Source organism: Geodermatophilus aquaeductus, assembly GCF_900182545.1.
Lineage (GTDB): Bacteria > Actinomycetota > Actinomycetes > Mycobacteriales > Geodermatophilaceae > Geodermatophilus > Geodermatophilus aquaeductus.
Genome location: NZ_FXTJ01000016.1, coordinates 1 through 18,264 on the forward strand (window position 1 = coordinate 1; position 18,264 = coordinate 18,264).

Consider the following 18,264-nt stretch of genomic DNA (forward strand, 5'->3'; position numbering starts at 1 on the left):
GTGGGCAGCACCCGGTCCTCCCCCAGCACCGGCCCGGTCACCTCCGTCAGCCGGTGCGGCAGGTCCACCGGCGTGCGCAGCGGCGCCCGCAACGCGGTGCTGCGGTACTCGGCGAACCCCACCGGGGTGCGGGCGGCGGCCTCCTCCCGCAGATAGCGCGGCAGGTGCAGACCCGGCACGGCCGGCGCGGGAGTGGTCCCGGTCATACCCGCGAAGCTACGGCCGCCCGGCGACCCGCCCCAAGCCGGCGGTCCCGCTGGACGGAAGCACGCCGCACCCCGGACGCCGCTGCCCTCCGGTCGGTCACTTCCCGCGGGAGAAGCCCGGGGGTGCCGCGCCCGGGCGGGCCGGAGCATCATCCGGCACACGATCTCCGCGCGCCCGGACGAGGGTGAGGGCGCCGACGTGCGGTCGAACGGGTCGCGGCCCTGGCGGCGACCCCGAGCGCCTGACCCGCCGAGGGAGGCCCGCCGTGCCCATCCGGACCCCGGACCAGCGGCTCCGGGTCTTCCTCAGCTCCACCATGCAGGAGCTGGCCGACGAGCGCGGCGCGGTGAAGGCCGCCGTCGAGCGGCTGCGGTTCACGCCGGTACTCTTCGAGCTGGGCGCCCGGCCCCACCCGCCGCGCGAGCTGTACCTCGCGTACCTGCGGCAGAGCGACGTGTTCGTGGGCGTCTACTGGCAGTCCTACGGCTGGGTGGCTCCCGGGCAGGAGCTGTCGGGGCTGGAGGACGAGTACGTCGCCGCGGAGGACATGCCGAAGCTCGTGTACCTGAAGGAGCCGGCACCCGACCGGGAGCCGAGGCTGGCGGCGATGATCGACCGCATCGGGTCCGACGGGCTGTCCTACCGCAGCTTCGGGACCGCCGAGGAGCTCGCCACCCTGGTCGCCGACGACCTCGCCCTGCTGGTGAGCGAGCGGTTCGCGACCCCGGGGGCGACGGCGGGCGGTGTGCCCGCTCCGCGGTGGAGGCTGCCGGCCCCGACGAGCTCCTTCGTCGGCCGGCAGCGTGAGGTGGCGGAGCTGCGGGAGCTGCTGACCGATCCCGCCACGCGCCTGGTGACCCTCGTCGGGCCCGGCGGCATCGGCAAGACCCGCCTGGCGCTGCAGGTCGCCGCCGGGCTGCAGGAGGCGTTCCCGGACGGCGTCGCGGCCGTACCGCTGGAGACGGTGCGCTCGCCGGACCTCGTGCCGTCCGCCGTGGCGACCGCTCTCGGCCTCCCGGGCGGGGGTGGCCGGTCGCCGCAGGACGCCCTCGCCGCGTTCCTGGCACCGCGGCGGATGCTGCTGGTCCTCGACAACCTGGAGCAGGTCGTCGGCGCGACGCCGCTGGTCACGCAGCTGCTCGGTGCCGCCGCGGACCTCACCGTGCTCGCCACCAGCCGGGAGGTCCTCCACCTGACCGGCGAGCACGTGGTCACCGTTCCCCCGCTGCGCACGGGCGGAGCCGGGGAGCCGGTCGAGGTGCAGGCCCGGGCCGAGGCGGTGCAGCTGTTCCTCGACCGCGCCCGGGCGGTCCGGGCCGACGTCCCCCTGGACGTGCCGCAGCTGCGGGCGGTCGCCGAGATCTGCCGTCGGCTCGACGGGCTCCCGCTGGCGATCGAGCTGGCGGCCGCCCGGGTCCGGCTGCTCGACCCGGTCGAGCTGCTGCGCCGGCTGGACTCCCGGTTCACCGTGCTGGCCGAGGGACCGCGCGACCTGCCGGAACGGCAGCGCACCCTGCGCCGGACGGTGGAGTGGAGCTACGACCTGCTCGACGCCGGGGACCGGGTCGCCTTCGCCCGGCTGGCCGTCTTCGTCGGCGGCTTCACCCTGCCCGCCGCGGAGGCGGTGTGCCGCGACGAGCGGGTGCCCGACGTGCTGGGCGCGGTGGCCTCGCTGGTGGACGAGAGCCTGGTGCGGGTGGGGGCTCCGGACTCCGGGGACCCGCGCTTCAGCCTGCTGGACACCGTCCGGGAGTTCGCCCTGGAGCGGTTGGAGGCCGGCGGCCAGGCCGATCGGGTCCGTGCGGCCCACGCCGCCTTCTACCGCGCGTTCGCGCTCACGATCCAGCCGACGCCGGGCGGGTCGGACCCCTCCGCGCTGGACCGGTACGTCGTCGAGTCGAGGAACCTCGACGCGGCGATGCGGACGTTCCTCGACCGCGGTGCCGAGGACGGGGCGACCGATCTCGGGCTCGCGCTGTGGCGGTTCTGGTGGGTCCACGGGCTCTTCCGCCCCGGGATCGGGTGGATGGAGGAGGTGCTGGCGCGCGGCACGGGCATCACGGAGGCCGAGCGCGCCCACGCGTCGCTGGTGCTCGGGATGCTCAGCTTCGGGCAGGGCGACCACGACCGGGCGCTCCCGGCCCTGCGGACGGCGGTCGAGCTGCACCGCGCCCTCGGCGACCGCCGCTCGGCCGCCCTGGCCGCGGTCCCGCTCGGGCAGCTCGTGGCGGCCTCCGACCCCGCCGGAGGACAGGCGATGCTCGAGGCCGCCGTCGCGGACCTGCGTCGGCTCGACGACCGGTGGGGCCTCGCCTTCGCGCTGCTGTTCCTGGGCGCGGCGCTGCTCCTCCGGGACGAGCCCGGGAAGGCGGTGCCGGTGCTCCAGGAGAGCGTCGCGGTCGCCCGGACGGTCCCGACCGAGATCGTCCTCGGCAACGCGCTGGTGAACCTCGGTCTCGCGCACGCCGCGCAGGGGGACCTGGACGAGGCGGGCCGCGTGCTCGGGGACGCGCTGGAGCAGGGCCGGGCCCTCGACAGCCGCGAGACCAGCGCCCGCGCACTGGACGGGCTGGCCGCCGTCGCCGTGGCGGCAGGACAACCGGAGCGGGCAGCCCGCCTCGCCGGCGCGGCCGAGGGGATCCGCCGGTCGGTCGGTGCGACCGTCTTCCCCACCGACCAGGCGGCCTGGGCGCGCACCCGGTCCGCACTCGCCGACCGGCTGGGCGCGGCGGACAGCGCCGCCCGCATCGAGGCCGAGGCGCGCCGGCCGCTGGAGGACCTGCTCACCGACCGGTGGCGCCCGCCCGCTCCCCCCGGATCCCCGGCGGACGCACGACCGGCCGCGGCGGGATAGGCACGGCTCCGTGCCCGCCGAGCCGTCGTCAGGGAGCGCTGCTGGGGAACCTCGGCGGGCGCTTGCCGAGGAACGCCGACACGCCCTCCCGGCCGTCGGGAGCGGCGGCCCGGGCCCGGATCGACAGGGTCTCGCGACGCAGCGCCGTCTCCGCGGCAGGGGTGGCGGTCTCGCGCAGCAGGCGCTTGGCGGCCACCTGCGCCGCCCGCGAACCCGACCGCAGCACCGCGACCACGTCCTCCACCGCCGCGTCGAGCTCGTCGTCCGGGTGGACCTGGGCGACCAGCCCCGCGGCCCGCGCCTCCTCCGCTGACAGGACGGGGTTGAGCAGCGCCAGGTGCAGCGCCCGGTGCAGTCCGATCGACGCCGTCAGGAGCGTGCTGCCGCCGTCGGGCGAGAAGCCGATCCGGGTGTAGGCGAGGGTGAACCGCGCGGACGCCGCCGCGAGCACGAGGTCGGCCGCCGCGGCCAGCGGCACCCCGGCGCCGGCTGCGGTGCCGCGCACGACGGACACCACCACCGCGTCCATCCGGTGCAGGTCGCTGACGACGCGGTGCAGCGACTCGGCCATGTCGTCGACCATCTGCTCCACGTCGTCGGCGGCGGCGAAGGCGGACACGTCCCCGCCGACGCTGAAGGCGCGGCCCGCGGCGGAGAGGACGACGACGTGCACGTCGTCGGCGCGGGCCCGCCGTACGGCGCGGCCCAGGTCCTGGACCATCGCCGGGGTGAGGGGGTTGCCCCGCTCCGCGTCGGCCAGCGTGATCCGCGCGACGCCGTCCCGCTGGTCGTACTCGACGGTGGTCATGGCGGCTCCTCCGCGGATCCCAGGGGGACGACCCCGCCGGCGATGATCCTGGCCCGGCTGTCCAGGCGCCCGTGGACAGCGGAGGCGATCAGGGACAGTCTGGGCGCCCCCGACCACGGTCGGACAGTCGACCCGAGACGAGGGCTCTCCATGACCGGTGACATCAGGCAGACCGTGATCTCCGGCGTCCCCTACGTCGTCACGTCCGTCGCCGACGGCACGCCGGCGACGCTGGACGCGTTCCTCGACGACGCGGAGTTCACCATCGCCCTGAAGGACGAGCACCACCTGGTGCGCGGCCACGGGCGCGGGCTGGACGACAAGGTCGTCTTCTACGAGAAGGACCGCCTCGGCGGCAAGGACGTCAGGGTCTGGCACGTCACGGTCGACGACTCGGGCACCGTGAAGGCCGAGGCGGTCGCCGCGTTCTGAGGCGCGCGCGGCACGTCCTCGGCGGGCGGGCTCCGGACGTGCGGCAGAGTGCTCCTCCGGGGTGCTGACCGGGGAGGACGGGGCCGTGGACGCCGACGTGGTCGTCGTGGGCGCTGGTCCCACCGGCGTGATGCTGGCCGCCGAGGTGCGCCTCCACGGCGTGCGCGTGCTCGTGCTGGAGCAGGACGCCGAGCCGACCCGGGTCGTCCGGGCCCTCGGGCTGCACGCCCGCAGCATCGAGGTCCTGGACCAGCGGGGCCTGCTGGACCGGTTCCTCGCCGAGGGCACGCAGCACCCGATCGGGGGCTTCGCCGGCATCAGCAGGCCCGCGCCGGACCGGCTGGACACCGCCCACCCGTACGTCCTCGGCATCCCGCAGCCCACCACCGAGCGCCTGCTGACCGGGCACGCGGTCGGCCTCGGCGTCGAGATCCGCCGCGGCCGCGCGGTCGTCGGGCTGGCCCAGGACGACTCCGGGGTGACCGTCGACCTCGCCGGCGGCACGCGGGTGCGCGCGCGCCACGTCGTCGGCTGCGACGGGGGCCGCAGCACGGTGCGCCGGCTCCTCGGGGTCGGCTTCCCCGGTGAGCCGGCCACCCGCGAGTGGCTCTCGGGCGAGGTGGAGGTCACCGCACCGCCGGAGGAGGTGACCGCCGTGGTGACCGAGGTCCGCCGGACCCAGCGCGGATTCGGCGTCGGCCCGTCCGGCGGCGGCCTGTACCGCGTCGTCGTGCCCGCCGAGGGGGTGGCCGAGGACCGCTCGACCCCGCCGACCCTCGAGGAGGTCGCGCACCGCCTCCGGGTGGTCGCGGGCACCGACCTCGGCGTCCACTCCCCTCGCTGGCTGTCCCGCTTCGGGGACGCCACCCGGCTGGCCGAGCGGTACCGGACCGGTCGCGTGTTCCTGGCCGGCGACGCCGCGCACGTCCACCCGCCGGTCGGCGGCCAGGGGCTGAACCTGGGCGTGCAGGACGCGTTCAACCTGGGCTGGAAGCTGGCCGCCGAGGTCGCCGGCTGGGCTCCGGAGGAACTGCTGGACAGCTACCACGCCGAACGGCACCCGGTGGCCGCCGAGGTGCTGGACACCACCCGGGCGCAGGCCGAGCTCCTGTCCACCGAGCCGGGCCCCCGGGCGGTGCGCCGGCTGCTCGCGGACCTGATGGACCTCGACGACGTGCACCGGTTCCTGGTCGAGCGGACGACCGGCATCGGGATCCGCTACGACCTCGGCGGCGGGCACCCGCTCGTCGGCCGGCGCCTGCGCGACGTGGCGCTGGGCCGCGGGCGCCTCTACGCGCGGATGCACCGGGGGCGCGGGCTCCTGCTGGACCGGACCGGGCGGCTGTCGGTGGCCGGCTGGGCCGACCGGGTCGACCACGTCGTCGACGTCGGCGAGGAGCCGGCCGTGCCCGCGGCGCTGCTGCGGCCGGACGGCCACGTGGCGTGGGTCGGGGAGGACCAGCAGGACCTGCTCGGGTCGCTGTCCCGGTGGTTCGGCGCCGCCGCCGGGTGAGCCCGGCCTCGGGTCCGGGGAGCCGGTCCCGCCCCGGGGCGGACGACGAGGACCCACCGGAGGCCGACGAACCGGGCCAGCCCGACGGCGCCGCTGACCGTCCACACCGCGAGCACCGGGACCAGCGGCCCCGCCGAGGCGGTCTGCGCTTCCAGCACGGCCAGCGTGAGACCCGAGACGGCCAGCCCGACGACGGCCAGGCCGCCACCGGCCCACTGCGCGGTCAGCCAGCCGACCCGGTCGCCTGCGCGGAAGGTCAGGCGACGGTGCAGCTCGTTGGCCACGCCGGTGGACACCACCACGCCGACGAGGTTGGCCGCCTGCGTCCCGAGTCCGGCCAGCACGAGGAAGACGCCGGCGTAGACCAGGTTCGCCGAACCGCCGACGAGGACGAACCGGGCGAACTGCGCCGGGGCGGAGTCCCCGCCCAGCCGGCCGGCCCCCCGGACCGGCGGCAGCGGCGCGGAGCCCGTCGCCGGGGCGGGTCCGGCGTCCAGGACCGTCGCTGCCATGCGCCCAGGCTCCCGGCCGGGCCGGGGTGGGCACATCCGGGAACACCCTGGCCCGGGCCCTGACCCGCGGGGTGTCATCGCCGGGGCGGCCGCCGCCTACGGGGCGACGAGTCCCGTCCGGTAGGCGACGACGACGAGCTGCGCGCGGTCCCGGGCACCCAGCTTGGTCATGGCGTGGCTGACGTGCGTCCGGGCGGTGGCCGGGCTGAGGAACAGCGCGGCGCCGATCTCGTCGTTGGTCATGCCCCGGCCGACGAGCGCGAGGACCTCCCGCTCCCGCTCGGTGAGGACGGCCAGCCGGTGCGCGGCGGCCGCGTCGGCCGTCCGGCGGGCGGTGAACTGCGCGATGAGGCGACGCGTGATCCGCGGCGCGAGCAGCGCCTCGCCGGCGGCGACCACCCGGATGGCGTGCAGCAGCTCGGCCGGGCCGGCGTCCTTGAGCAGGAACCCGCTGGCCCCGGCCTGCAGGCCCTCGAACACGTGCGCGTCGGTGTCGTAGGTGGTCAGGACGAGGACCCGCACCCCGCGCAGCCCGTCGTCGCCGGCGATCCGGCGGGTGGCCTCGATGCCGTCGGTCCCGGGCATGCGGATGTCCATGAGGACGACGTCGGGGCGGAGCTCCCGGGCCCGGGCGACGGCCTCCGCGCCGGTGGCGGCCTCCCCCACGACGGCGATGCCGTCCTCGGTCTCGAGCAGCAGCCGGAGGCCCGAGCGCACCAGCTGCTCGTCGTCGGCGAGCAGCACCCGGATCGGGCTCCCGTCCTCCGGCGCGGTCACGCGCTCCCCGTCCCGGCCGGCACCAACGGCAGCCGCGCGGTGACGGCGAACCCACCGCCCGGCAGCGGGCCGGCGTCGAGGTCACCACCGAGGAGCCGGCAGCGCTCGCGCATCCCGGCGATCCCCTGGCCCGTCCCGGCCGCGGCGGCGCGCCGTCCCTCCCGCGGGCCCTCGTCGCGGACGCGGACGCACAGGATGCCGGCGGCGACCTCCAGCGCGACCGTGACCCGGGTCGGCCCGACGTGCCGGATCACGTTGGTCAGCGACTCCTGCAGGATCCGGTAGGCGGCCCCGCCGACGGCGCCGGGCACCGGCGGAGGCGGCGAGGCGGCCGCGAGGTCGACGTCGAGCCCCGCCTCCCGCGCCCGCGCGGTCAGCTCGCCGATCCGCCCGAGGCCGGGGTGCGGGGCGCGACCGTCGTCGGGACCCCGCAGGACCCCGAGCACGGCCCGCATGTCCTGCAGTGCCTCCGAGCTCGTCCGCGCGATCGCCTCCAGGGCCTCGCGCGCGCGGTCGGGCCGGCGGTCGAGCACGTGCGCGGTGACGCCGGACTGCACGCTGATGACGGCGAGGGCGTGCGCGACGGTGTCGTGGACCTCGCGCGCGATCCGCAGCCGCTCCTCGTCGACCCGGGCGCGGGCCTCCTGCTCCCGCGTCCGCTCGGCGAGCTCGGCCCGGGCCAGCGCCTCGGCGGCGATCTCCCGCCGGGAGCGGACGCTCTCGCCCAGGGCGGCGCTCATCACCGAGGCGCCGATGCGGAAGAACACCCAGCCGATCGCGGCCGGCGGCTCGACGTCGGCGCCGGACACGAGCCAGCCGGCGGCCAGCACGGCCGTCCCCCCGCCGGCGACCAGCAGCGACCGGCGCCCGTCGCCGAGGGCGGTGACCGTGTACAGCGCCACGAAGAGCCCGAGCCAGCCGGGCCCGTCGGGGAAGTCGAGCGCGTAGTAGAGCAGGCTCGCGAGCGCGGTGGCGGCGAACACCGGGACCGGCCAGCGGCGGCGGACCACGACGACGGCGCCTCCGACGACCAGCAGGACGTACCCGAGGTAGCCGAGGTCGTCGAGCGGGCGCAGCACCCGCGCAGGATCGGCGTCGACGCGGGAGACCGTGCCCTGGACCTGCATGACCGTCACGAACGCCGCCAGCAGGACGTCCTGCGCCCAGGCGGGCAGGCGGAGCGGCGCGGCCCGGCCCTGCATGGCCGCGAGCCTAGGGGCCCCGGAGCCGGTCCCGACTCCGCTCGGCGGCGCGAGGGACTACGTCAGCGGGCGCGGTCCGGCCGGACCGGAGTGCGCCGGCGGGCGGAGGCACGGCCGATCGCCGGCCGACGACGACCGCGTGCCCGCGACGCGACGCTCGTCGGTGTCCGTCCCACCCCATCAGGAGGCCCCCGTGTCCGTCCTGCACCTGCTCGCCGTCCCCTCGTCCCTCGCCGCCGGCTACGAGCTCGGCACCGGGCGGGCCGTCCCCAGCGCGGCCGCCGTCGTCGGGCTGGTCGCCGTGGTCGCCGGCGGGCTGGCCCTCGCCCGCGCCGGCCGGACGGCGGGCCTCCTCGCCGTGGTGGCCGGGCCGGCCGCCACGCTCGTCGGCGGGGTGCACGCCCTCAACGCCGCGGGCGGCCTCGGCACGGGCAACGGCCTCGCCGGCGCCGTCGTCGCCGTCGTGCTCGGGCTGGCCGGCACGGTCCTCGGCGCGACCGCCCTGGCCCGCTCCCGCCGCTCCGCCCGGGTGGGGACCGGCGCGCGGTAGCCCGCTCAGCCGCCCTCGACGGTCGGGACCGGAGCCGGCGCGGCCGGCCTCCGGTCCAGGGTGACGACCAGCGCGGGGAAGAGCAGCACCGTGAGCACGCCCGCCCCGACCAGCGCCGCGGCGTTCTCCGGCAGCATCGTGCCGCTGCGCAGGCCGATCTCCGCGAGCGCCACCAGCACGGGCAGCGCCGTCGCGCTCACCAGGGCGGTCTGCACGCGCTGCCGCGGCGGGAGCACGCGGCGGTAGAGCAGCAGGGCCGGCCCCCCGCGGACGGCGAGCATCAGCCCGAAGAACAGCAGCAGCCGCAGCGGCGCCTCGGCGATCGAGGCCAGGTCCAGCGCCATGCCCGAGGCGACGAAGAAGACCGGGACGAAGAAGCCGTAGCCGACCGCGTCGAGCTTCGCCTCCAGCCGGGGCGCCGCCGCGCCGACCCACCGCCGCAGGACGACGCCGGCCAGGAAGGCGCCGAGCACCGCGTCGAGGTGGACCCGGTCGGTGACCGCGATCAGCGCGACCAGGAGCAGCACCGTGGCGCGCAGGGTGATCTGCGCCGTCTCGTCCTGCCCCGCGGCGACCACCCTGGCGAGCCGGCCACCCTCCCGGACGCCGCGGCGCAGCAGGTCGAGGACGAGGGCCAGCAGGCCCACCGCGGCCAGCGACAGCAGGGCGGTGAGCCGGCCCTCGGTGCCCAGGAACACGGCGATGGCGAGGACGGGGAACAGCTCCCCGACGCCGCCGGTGGCCAGCAGGTACCGCCCGAGGCGGCCGCCCAGGAGGCCCTTCTCGCGCAGGACCGGCAGCAGCGTCCCCAGGGCGGTGGTGGTCAGCCCGAGCGCCACCGGCAGGAAGGCGCGCACCAGGCCCGTACCGGCCAGCACTCCCACCACGCCCAGGGCCAGGCCGAGCGAGACGAACCAGGCGAGGACGGCGCGGCGGCCGGCGTCCTCGCGGAAGAGGCGGAGGTCGAGCTCGTAGCCGGCCAGCAGGAAGACGAAGCCGAGGCCGACGTCGGCGAGCACCCGCACGTCCTGCGCCGCCCCGACGTCGAGCACGTGCGGGCCCAGCAGCATGCCGCCGGCGAGCAGCAGCACCACCTGGGGCACCGGCAGGCGCGGGAACAGCCCGACGACGACCGCCGCGACGAGCGAGACGGCAGCGACGGCGGCCAGGGTGTCGATCGACACGACGTCGTCCACCCGGCCTCCCCTCGGGGCGCGTGCCGCCGCGGCGGCGGGGACCGATCGTCCCGGGCGGCGGAGCGGGGCGGAAGGCGCGCGTGCGCGCTGCCCACGCGCGCGGCCACCGGGGGACCATGCCCGCGTTCCCCGGTCACGACAGGGAGGTGGCGTGGACCTCGACGGCGTGGACCTCGACGGCGTGGACCTCGACGGCGTGGACCTCGACCCCGTGGACCTCGACCCGGAGCTGCTGCCGGTGCTCAGCGGCCGGCGCGAGCTGGTCGCGTGGCTGGTCCTCGGCTTCCTCGTCGCCTTCCTCGTGACCCGCTTCGTCACGCACGCCATCCGCAGCGGCCGGGGCCCCTTCCGGGACGCCAGCGTCGGCGGGGTGCACCTGCACCACGAGGTGTACGGGATCTTCCTGCTGCTGGGCGCCGGCACCGCCGAGTTCGCCTACCGCCCGGCCGGCGCGGCCGGGGCGCTGCTGGCCGTGCTGTTCGGGACGGGCGCGGCGCTGACCCTCGACGAGTTCGCGCTGTGGCTGCACCTGGAGGACGTGTACTGGTCGCGCGAGGGCCGCAGCTCGGTGGACGCGGTGCTCGTGGCGCTGGTGGTCGGCCTGCTGCTGCTCGTCGGCGCCAACCCCTTCGACGCCGACCGGGCGGACGGCGAGGGCGTGGTGGCGCTGACCGTGCTGGTCAACCTGGCCGTCGCCCTCGTCGCGATCCTCAAGGGCCGGGTGGTCCTCGGCGTCGTCGGCGTGTTCGTCCCGCTGGTGGCGGTCGTCGGCGCCCTGCGGCTGGCCCGGCCGCACTCGCCCTGGGCCCGGCGCCGGTATGCCGCCGGCGGCTCCCGCGCGGCCCGCTCGTTGCGGCGCTTCCCGCCGGGTCGGCGCAACGGCTGGGACGCGCTGGTCGACCTGTTCGCCGTCGTCCCGCCCCGCGTGCCGGCCGCCGCGGCCCCGTGACGGCGCCCCCGGTCAGCGGCCGGGCGGGCGGACCGACTGGGCGTGGTGGAACTGGTCGGTGGGGTCCCACCGCCCCTTGACCTCCTGCAGGCGGCGGTAGTTCGGGCCGAAGTACAGGGTGGGCCAGTTCCGCAGGTCGACGTCGGGGTAGTTGACGTAGCAGCCGTCGGTGACGTCGTCGCGCGCCGGCTCCCCGCCGGTGTCGGCGTAGACCGAGGCGTAGGACCGGCGGATCCAGTCCAGGTTCACCTCGTCGTCGGCCGGGTCGGTCCAGTAGGTCTGGTACTGCAGCTTCATGATCGACGAGCGCTGCGACACCGCCGTGTCGCCGGGCGCGACGGCGTTGATCCGCCCGCCGTAGGTGTCCACCTGCACCAGCGCCTGCGGATTGCTGTAGGAGGCGTCGGTCAGCGCGGCGTGGAGGGCGGCGACGTGCCGGTCGGGGAAGGGCCGGCGCATGTACGCCGACTTGTACTTGCCCCGCTGGTTGGGACCCGAGCCGTTGAGCGTCTGGGTCGCCTGCAGCCACGGCATCGTGCGCCGCGTGGTGGTGGGCAGCGCCGCGGCGGGCATGCCGTCGTCGAGCGCCCCGAGGAAGGCGTCGAGCAGCTCGGGGTCCTCGCCGGAGGCCTGGGTGAGCAGCGTGACCGTGCCGGCGGAGACGTGGGAGAGCTTGAGCAGGCCGAACAGCCGGCAGCCGGGGCTGTCGGGAGCGCTGTTGGCGGCCAGCCAGCCGCCGTAGTTGCGCAGCAGGGTGGCGAAGGACGCCGCGTCGAGGGTCGCCCACTGCCACGTGGTGGTGGCCAGCTGCACGGCCGGCGGAGGTGCCGGCAGGTCGCGGAACGTGTAGGCCGTGATGACGCCGAAGGTGCCGCCCCCGCCGCCGGTGTGCGCCCAGAAGAGGTCACCGGTGTCCGGGTCGCCCGGGCGGGCGGTCACGAGGCGCACCGACCGGTCGGCGTCGACGACGACCACGTCGACGGCGGCGAGGTGGTCGACGGTCAGACCGTGCTCGCGGGACATCAGCCCGTAGCCCCCGCCGACGACGTGGCCGCCCAGGCCGACCGAGTAGCAGGACCCGGCGGGCAGCGTGACGCCGTGGCTCTTGTACAGGAGTTCGTAGACGTCCCAGTTCGTGCACCCGCTCTCCATCCGGATGCCGCCGTCGGCGTCCTGGGTGACCGCGCGCATGCCCGAGACGTCGAGGACCACGCCGTCGGGGTTGTCCGTCACGAACCCCTCGTAGCAGTGGCCGCCGGCGCGCACGGTGATCCGCCGGCCCGCGGCGACCGCGTCGCGGACCGCCGCCAGGCACTGGTCCTGGGTGGTCACCACGACCACCGCCGCGGGCGTGCCGGTGAACCGCTGGTTGAACCCCGTCACGAGCGCCGGGTACCGCGGGTCGGTGCGGCCGACCACCGCCACGGGGACCGGGCCGCCGCCCGGAGACCCCGGCGGGTGCGCCGCCGCCGGCGCCGGGACGACCGCCCCCATCGCGACGCCGGCGGCCGCCGTCCCCGATCCGACGAGGAACCCGCGCCGGGACAGCCCGCGTCGCGCCCTCCGTCCGCTGCGGTCCTCGCTGGTCTCGCGCACGCTCGTCACGGGCTCCCCCTGGACTCGGCCCCTCGGCGGGGCGGCGGTCGCGCCACCCTGCGTCCGGCCGCTCCAAACCCGCTCCAACACCGGCGGCCGGCCGCGCTCCCGACCCCTACCGGGGCGGCGCCGGATGCGGTACGCAGTGGTCCGACGCTGGGGCGTCACCGGCGGTGGTCGCGCACCGGGTGCGGCGGCTCCCGCCCGGAGCCGTGCCCCGTCGTCGCGGCACGGGGGTGGCACGCGAGGGGGTCCCATCGTGCACGGCGACGTCCCAGCCCACGCGCTGTCCTTCCGGGACCTCGGCCCGCTCGAGGTCCACCGCGGCGGGGCGCCGGTCGCCCTCGGCGGCGGCCGCCTCACCGCGGCCCTGTCGCTGCTGCTGCTCGGCGCGGGACGGCAGGTCAGCGTCGACGCGCTCACCGAGGCCGTGTGGGGCGAGCGGTCCCCGGCCCGCTCGCCGTCGACGCTGGACTCGCACGTCTGGCGGCTGCGCAAGGCGCTCGAGCCCGACCGGCTCCCGGGCGCTCCCTCGGCGGTGCTGGTGCGCGAGCCGGGCGGCTACCGGCTGGCCGCCGCTCCCGGGAGCATCGACTCGGGGCGCTTCGCCCTGCTCGCCGGCGAGGCGCGGGCGGGGCTCGCCGCCGGTCGCCCGGACGAGGCCGGCCGGGCCGCCGAGCGGGCGCTGGCGCTGTGGCGGGGGCGGCCCTACCCCACGGTGGCCGACGAGCCGTGGGCCGTCGCCGCCGTGGCCCGGCTGGAGGAGCAGCGCGACCAGGTGCGCGAGCTGCTGGTCGAGGCGCTGCTCGCCGCCGGCGACCCGGAGCGCGCCCTCCTGGAGGTGGCGGCAGCCGTCGCGGAGACGCCGCTGCGCGAGCGGCTGTGGAGCCTGCGCATGCTCGCGCAGCACCGCCTGGGCCGGACCGAGGAGGCGCTGCGCAGCTACCGCCAGGTGCGCGCGGTGCTGCGGGACGAGCTCGGGCTCGAGCCCGGATGCGGGCTGCGGACGCTGCACGCCCGGATGCTGGCCGAGGACCCGACGCTGGCCGGCCCGTCGCGCGCGCTCACCACACCCGCCTGAGCGGATCCCGGCCGGCCGGCGCCACTCCTGATACGGCCGACCCACGCGCCACTGGCGTTCCTGTACGGCGACGTTCCCGTGCCGCACCATGGCGGACCGGTGCAGCGGTGCACCGGTGTCCACGGGGGAGATCGCCCATGTCGTCGTTGTCCGACCCTGCCGTCCAGGCCGTCCTGCGGCACCACAAGCAGCGCTCGCCGGAGACGCCGATGCGCGCGGTGGTTTCGAAGGCCGCCGCCCTCGGCTTCGACGTCGTCCCGCCCCGCGAGGGCAGCAGCGCCACCTACCTGCGCCTGGTGTCGACGACGCCGTCGGGCCGCAAGGTCACCCTCTACGTCGACGGCGCCACGCTGACGTCGAACGCGAAGGGCGACCGCGCCTTCGCCGCCGCGCTGCCCGGCGCGGTCGAGACGACCGTCGACGTGCAGTTCCCGTTCGCCGGGACCGATCCGGTCGAGGTGCTCGTCGCCTTCACCGACGACGCGCGCCACGGCGCCGTGCGGACCGCGCCCGTCCCCGCGCCTGCGCCCGTCCCCGCGCCGGACACCACCGGCTGGCCCGCTCCGTGGCCGGCTCCCGCTCCCCTGCCACCCGCGCCCCTGCCGCCCACCCCGGTGCCGGTGGGCCAGGGACGTCAGCGTCTCGTGCTCGGGGTCGTCGCGGCGGTCGTCCTGCTGTTCGTGGTCGCCGGTGTGGTCACCAGCGGGGTCGGCGGCGGGCTGGCGATGGCCGGGCTCGCCGCCCTGCTCGTCGGCCTCGGCGCGGTCGTCGCCGGCCGGGCGCGCTGGGCGTTCATCGCCTCGCGCCGGGTGGGCGGTGCCGTCCTCGCCGCGGGCCTCGTGGCCGTCGTCGTCGGCGGCGTCACCGCGCCCCGGACCGAGCCCACCGCCGCCTCCGCGCCGGCGAGCACGTCGTCGGCCGCTCCGGGCACGTCCTCGGCCGCCGAGCGGAGCGCCGCCGCGGAGGCGGAGGTCGCCGCCGCCGAGGCCGCCCTGCAGCGGGCGGAGACCAGCGAGTCCGCCGTCGTCCCGGTCGACCCCGCCACCGGGCTGCTCTCCGACACCGCCGCCGACGCCGCCGTGGGGACCGCCGCGCCCACCACCGCGCTGGCGGCGCTGGCCGCCGTCCCGGTGCAGGGCCGGGCGCCACGCACCGGCTACGACCGCGACCTGTTCGGCGCCGGCTGGGTCGACACCGACCGCAACGGCTGCGACACCCGCAACGACGTGCTCGCCCGCGACCTCACCGGTGAGACGTTCAAGCCGGGCACGCGCGACTGCGTCGTCCAGACCGGCACGCTCGCCGACCCCTACTCCGGCCGCACGATCGGCTTCCAGCGCGGCCAGACCACCAGCGACGACGTCCAGATCGACCACGTCGTCGCGCTGTCGGACGCCTGGCAGAAGGGCGCCCAGCAGTGGGACACCGCCCGCCGGACGCAGTTCGCCAACGATCCGCTCAACCTGCTCGCCGTCGACGGCCCGCTCAACATGCAGAAGGGCGACGGCGACGCCGCGACGTGGCTGCCGCCGGCCCGGGGCTACCGCTGCGCCTACGTGGCCCGGCAGGTCGCGGTGAAGGTCAGCTACGGGCTGTGGATGACGCAGGCCGAGCGCACCGCGATCGCCACGGTGCTGAGCACCTGCCCCGGTGAGCCGCTGCCCGGTGGCGTGGTGGCCGCGGTCCCGCAGACGGCCGCGCCGACCACCGCCGCGCCGACGACCCCCCGGCCGAGCACGCCGGCTCCCGCGCCGACGACGGCGCAGCGCCCGGCACCGGCCCCCGTGCCCGTCCCGGCACCCGCACCGGCTCCCGCACCCGCGCCGGCGCCCGCCCCGGCACCGGTGCCCGCCCCCGCGCCCGCCCCGGTCGCGACGTACGCGAACTGCACCGAGGTCAAGGCAGCCGGGGCCGCCCCCATCTACCGGGGCGACCCGGGCTGGCAGGACAAGTTCGACCGCGACGGCGACGGGGTCGGCTGCGAGTCCTGACCGCCGGGTCCCCACCGCCGTGTCCCCACCGCCGAGTCCTGGACCCCGCGCCCCCGTGGTGCGGGGGCCAGGACCGGCGGGCCGGAGCCGGGCTCAGTCGGCGAGCAGGGCGGCGTGCGCGCCGAGGCGGTGGGCCAGGGCCGCGGCGGTACCGGTGGAGCGCAGGACGTCGGCCAGCAGGGCGGCCAGCTCGTCGGCAGCGGCGGCGTCGAGCGGGAGCCCGGCGGCCGGCTCGTCGAGCTCGGCGCGCAGTGCGGCGTCGAGGTCGGCGGTGTCGAGGTCGTCCAGCTCGACGAGCACGAGCGGGCGCGCGGTGGTCTCCATGACGGGCTCCTCGGGGTCGGCGGGCCGGGATCCGTCCCGGCGACGACGACACTGACCGGCGCTCCGCAGCGCCGGCTGCGGGCAACCGCACGATTCCCGCAAGACCGTGCTCAGCGCCCCGCCCGCGCGTGGTCGGCCACCTGCGCCGGCGTCAGCACCAGGGCGCTGTAGGTCGACACCGACGCCAGCGACCCGGCGAACCAGTTGCTCGCCGGGCGCACCGGCCAGGCGTCGTTGCTCATCGCGTCCCAGCCGATCCGCCAGAAGCCGCTGTACGCGCGCCCCGCGGTCATCGTCGCGTCGGAGGCCACCAGAACGCCGTCGACGTAGAGCCGCGAGCCGGGCGCCGCCGCCGCGTTCGTCATGGTGACGACGGCGACATGCCACGTGCCGTCGTTGTAGGCGGACGTCGAGGCGATCGTGCGGAAGGTGCCGGCGGTGGGCTGCAGGCCGAAGAGCAGCCGCCCGTCGTTGGCCATGTAGAGGACCCGGTCGACGTCGGCGGAGGCGCCGGTCTCGGACGTGGCGACGGCGACCAGCACGCCGCCGCGGGTCGTCGTCGTGCGGAACCAGACCTCGTAGCTGAACACCGTCGGCGCCGTGCCGCCGGTCGACGTCGTCACGTGGTCGTCGACGCCGTCGAGGGAGACCGCACGGCCGCCGTCGCGCGGGCACGGCCCGGCGACGCCGAGGGTGACCCCGTTGCGGTAGGTGCCGTTGGTCGCCGTGCCGGAGGTGTCGGCCGCGGCGGTGCCCCCGGTCTCCTGCAGCGCGTAGTACCGGCCGGCCACAGCGGTGCCGGTGACCCCGCCGGCCCCGACGTCGCGCGCGGCGTTGCCGCAGGTGAAGTAGGTGGCCGAGGTCAGCCCGCCGGAGTCCCCGCCCGTCGTGCCCGCGAAGGCCGCCCGGCCGGGGACGGCGACCAGCGCGACCACCAGCGCCGCCGTCCCGGCCGCCGCGACGGCGATCAGCGGCCGGCGCCACCGCGCCCGGGGCCCGGGCTCCGCGGCGGGCCCGCGGTACAGCAGCGCCGCCGCGACCACGACGGCGAGCCCGGCCCCGGCGCCGGCCAGGGGCGCGGCCCGGTGCCCGGCCACCCAGACGGCGGCGTGCCCGACGACGGGCACCCGCAGCGCGCCGACCCCGTGCACGGCGCCCCGGTCGACCGGCGTCCGGTCGACCTCCGGGTTCGCGTCGCCGCGCAGCACCAGGCGCCCGTCGTCGCCGACCTGCACCAGCCGGTGCAGCCGCAGCGCGCCCGGGTGGTCGGGGTCGTCGACGAGCAGCACCTGACCCGGCACGAGGTCGTCGCCGGCCGGCCGGGCGAGGACGACGTCGCCGACGGCCAGAGCCGGCGCCATCGACCCCGACCCGACGACCGTGGCCTCCCAGCCGGCCGCGACCGGCACGACCGACCACAGCACCAGGCCGCCGAGGGTGGCCAGCAGGCCGCGGGCCAGGGTCGACACCAGCAGCGCGGTCCAGGTGCCGCGGGCGGACACGGGAGCGGCTCTCGGCGCGGGTCAGACGCTCTGCGCCTCCCACGTGAAGCCGACCTGCGCGCTGCCGCCCTGGGTGCTGTTGGGCGCGGAGGCGCTGAAGGCGTAGGTGAACCGGTAGGCGCGGGTCTCCGACGCCGCGCCGGTCGGGTTCCAGGTGCCGTAGCCGGCGGCGTAGGTCGCGGCGGTGAACCCGGCGAGGGTGCCGCTGTAGACCGCCGCGCCCGTGGGCAGCGTGGTGAAGTCGCTGCAGTCGGCGGCGGCGCCCGTCCCCTGCGTGACGGTCAGCGTCAGGTACGACGACAGGGCATTCGTCGTGGTCAGGCCGGTGCCGTACAGCTTCACGCTCGAGGGCACGGTGCCGGTCGAGGTCACCGCGATGCAGCGGGTCCCCGTGGCGCCGGGCGCCATGCGGGTCACGGTGAACAGCGCGGTGCCGGCGTCGTTGTCGGTGAGGGTCACCGTGCCCGCGGCCCAGGAGTCCGGGCCGTTGTCCGTCGTCGCCGAGAACGCCGACGACGAGGACTGCCAGACCAGGCCGACGGAGGCGGCGAGCCCCAGCACGGGGGCGAGGACGGCGGCGGCGAGGGTGGCGCGGCGGCCGGGGCGGCGGACGGTGCGGGTCATGGACTCTCCCGGGACAGGTGCCGGCCTCGTGCCGGTGCCGTGCCCAACGGGGTCCCGCGCCGAGGGCTGCGGCCGTCACCGGGCGCCTGCCCGGCCGGGTGAGCACCGGCGCCCGGACGGCGGAAGGGTGGTGGGCGGGGTCGCTC

The 18,264-nt window shown here is 77.3% G+C and carries 15 protein-coding genes and 2 pseudogenes; 7 read left to right on the plus strand and 10 right to left on the minus strand.

Annotated elements, in window-relative coordinates:
- Positions 1-206 (minus strand): annotated as a pseudogene (locus FN207_RS23970) (protocatechuate 3,4-dioxygenase subunit beta); the annotation flags it as partial.
- A gap of 266 nt (positions 207-472) precedes the next feature.
- Here FN207_RS23970 and FN207_RS23975 point away from each other — a divergent pair.
- A complete protein-coding gene (locus tag FN207_RS23975; RefSeq protein ID WP_142460972.1) occupies positions 473-3,061 on the plus strand; it encodes a DUF4062 domain-containing protein in 2,589 nt (862 codons plus the stop codon).
- A 28-nt stretch (positions 3,062-3,089) separates the two neighbouring features.
- Here the strand turns inward: FN207_RS23975 and FN207_RS23980 are convergent, their stop codons facing one another.
- Positions 3,090-3,869, minus strand: coding sequence for an enoyl-CoA hydratase-related protein (locus FN207_RS23980; RefSeq protein ID WP_142460973.1), 780 nt, complete (start codon positions 3,867-3,869; stop codon positions 3,090-3,092).
- A gap of 150 nt (positions 3,870-4,019) precedes the next feature.
- On the opposite strand from FN207_RS23980, the gene FN207_RS23985 reads away from it, so the two are divergent.
- Positions 4,020-4,301, plus strand: coding sequence for a hypothetical protein (locus FN207_RS23985; protein ID WP_142460974.1), 282 nt, complete (start codon positions 4,020-4,022; stop codon positions 4,299-4,301).
- A gap of 85 nt (positions 4,302-4,386) precedes the next feature.
- Positions 4,387-5,814 (plus strand): rifampin monooxygenase, encoded by a 1,428-nt coding sequence (gene rox / locus FN207_RS23990; protein WP_246066325.1) that lies wholly within the window; start codon positions 4,387-4,389, stop codon positions 5,812-5,814.
- Between the two features lie 65 nt (positions 5,815-5,879).
- Here the strand turns inward: rox and FN207_RS23995 are convergent.
- The 3 genes and pseudogenes from FN207_RS23995 to FN207_RS24005 all read right to left on the minus strand — a co-directional run.
- Positions 5,880-6,404 (minus strand): annotated as a pseudogene (locus FN207_RS23995) (GtrA family protein); the annotation flags it as partial.
- Positions 6,405-6,422: 18 nt separating this feature from the next.
- On the minus strand, positions 6,423-7,103 hold the full coding sequence (locus FN207_RS24000; RefSeq protein WP_142460975.1) for a response regulator transcription factor: 681 nt from the start codon (positions 7,101-7,103) through the stop codon (positions 6,423-6,425).
- Positions 7,100-8,305, minus strand: coding sequence for a sensor histidine kinase (locus tag FN207_RS24005; protein WP_142460976.1), 1,206 nt, complete (start codon positions 8,303-8,305; stop codon positions 7,100-7,102). Before FN207_RS24005 ends, FN207_RS24000 begins: the two co-directional genes overlap by 4 nt.
- A gap of 193 nt (positions 8,306-8,498) precedes the next feature.
- Here FN207_RS24005 and FN207_RS24010 point away from each other — a divergent pair, with 193 nt between their 5' ends.
- On the plus strand, positions 8,499-8,855 hold the full coding sequence (locus FN207_RS24010; protein WP_142460977.1) for a DUF6223 family protein: 357 nt from the start codon (positions 8,499-8,501) through the stop codon (positions 8,853-8,855).
- Between the two features lie 5 nt (positions 8,856-8,860).
- On the opposite strand, the gene FN207_RS24015 is transcribed toward FN207_RS24010, so the two are convergent.
- Positions 8,861-10,051 (minus strand): cation:proton antiporter, encoded by a 1,191-nt coding sequence (locus FN207_RS24015; RefSeq protein ID WP_142460978.1) that lies wholly within the window; start codon positions 10,049-10,051, stop codon positions 8,861-8,863.
- Positions 10,052-10,202: 151 nt separating this feature from the next.
- Between FN207_RS24015 and FN207_RS24020 the strand changes: the two genes are divergently transcribed.
- On the plus strand, positions 10,203-11,000 hold the full coding sequence (locus tag FN207_RS24020; protein WP_246066326.1) for a hypothetical protein: 798 nt from the start codon (positions 10,203-10,205) through the stop codon (positions 10,998-11,000).
- 12 nt (positions 11,001-11,012) lie between these two features.
- Here FN207_RS24020 and FN207_RS24025 read toward each other — a convergent pair whose 3' ends face one another.
- Positions 11,013-12,605: an FAD-binding oxidoreductase gene (locus FN207_RS24025; protein ID WP_221888379.1), complete on the minus strand. Its 1,593-nt coding sequence runs from the start codon at positions 12,603-12,605 to the stop codon at positions 11,013-11,015.
- Positions 12,606-12,855: 250 nt separating this feature from the next.
- Here FN207_RS24025 and FN207_RS24030 point away from each other — a divergent pair, with 250 nt between their 5' ends.
- Both FN207_RS24030 and FN207_RS27425 read left to right on the plus strand, forming a co-directional pair.
- The gene (locus FN207_RS24030; RefSeq protein ID WP_185938550.1) at positions 12,856-13,677 is read left to right on the plus strand and encodes an AfsR/SARP family transcriptional regulator; all 822 of its coding nucleotides are present in this window, start codon (positions 12,856-12,858) and stop codon (positions 13,675-13,677) included.
- A 137-nt stretch (positions 13,678-13,814) separates the two neighbouring features.
- On the plus strand, positions 13,815-15,668 hold the full coding sequence (locus FN207_RS27425) for a GmrSD restriction endonuclease domain-containing protein (RefSeq protein ID WP_281282170.1): 1,854 nt from the start codon (positions 13,815-13,817) through the stop codon (positions 15,666-15,668).
- 93 nt (positions 15,669-15,761) lie between these two features.
- Here the strand turns inward: FN207_RS27425 and FN207_RS24045 are convergent, their stop codons facing one another.
- The 3 genes from FN207_RS24045 to FN207_RS24055 form a co-directional block, all read right to left on the minus strand.
- A complete protein-coding gene (locus FN207_RS24045) occupies positions 15,762-15,992 on the minus strand; it encodes a hypothetical protein (RefSeq protein ID WP_142460980.1) in 231 nt (76 codons plus the stop codon).
- A gap of 110 nt (positions 15,993-16,102) precedes the next feature.
- The gene (locus FN207_RS24050) at positions 16,103-17,494 is read right to left on the minus strand and encodes a LamG-like jellyroll fold domain-containing protein (protein WP_142460981.1); all 1,392 of its coding nucleotides are present in this window, start codon (positions 17,492-17,494) and stop codon (positions 16,103-16,105) included.
- A 21-nt stretch (positions 17,495-17,515) separates the two neighbouring features.
- The gene (locus FN207_RS24055; RefSeq protein WP_221888380.1) at positions 17,516-18,118 is read right to left on the minus strand and encodes a hypothetical protein; all 603 of its coding nucleotides are present in this window, start codon (positions 18,116-18,118) and stop codon (positions 17,516-17,518) included.
- Positions 18,119-18,264 lie beyond the last annotated feature (146 nt).

Bases quoted from the DNA above. Each gene is read 5' to 3' on its own strand.
- FN207_RS23980 (WP_142460973.1), bottom strand. From the start codon at position 3,869: ATGACCACCGTCGAGTACGACCAGCGGGACGGCGTCGCGCGGATCACG.
- FN207_RS23985 (WP_142460974.1), top strand. From the start codon at position 4,020: ATGACCGGTGACATCAGGCAGACCGTGATCTCCGGCGTCCCCTACGTC.
- FN207_RS24005 (WP_142460976.1), bottom strand. From the start codon at position 8,305: ATGCAGGGCCGGGCCGCGCCGCTCCGCCTGCCCGCCTGGGCGCAGGAC.
- FN207_RS27425 (WP_281282170.1), top strand. From the start codon at position 13,815: ATGTCGTCGTTGTCCGACCCTGCCGTCCAGGCCGTCCTGCGGCACCAC.
- FN207_RS24045 (WP_142460980.1), bottom strand. From the start codon at position 15,992: ATGGAGACCACCGCGCGCCCGCTCGTGCTCGTCGAGCTGGACGACCTC.
- FN207_RS24055 (WP_221888380.1), bottom strand. From the start codon at position 18,118: ATGACCCGCACCGTCCGCCGCCCCGGCCGCCGCGCCACCCTCGCCGCC.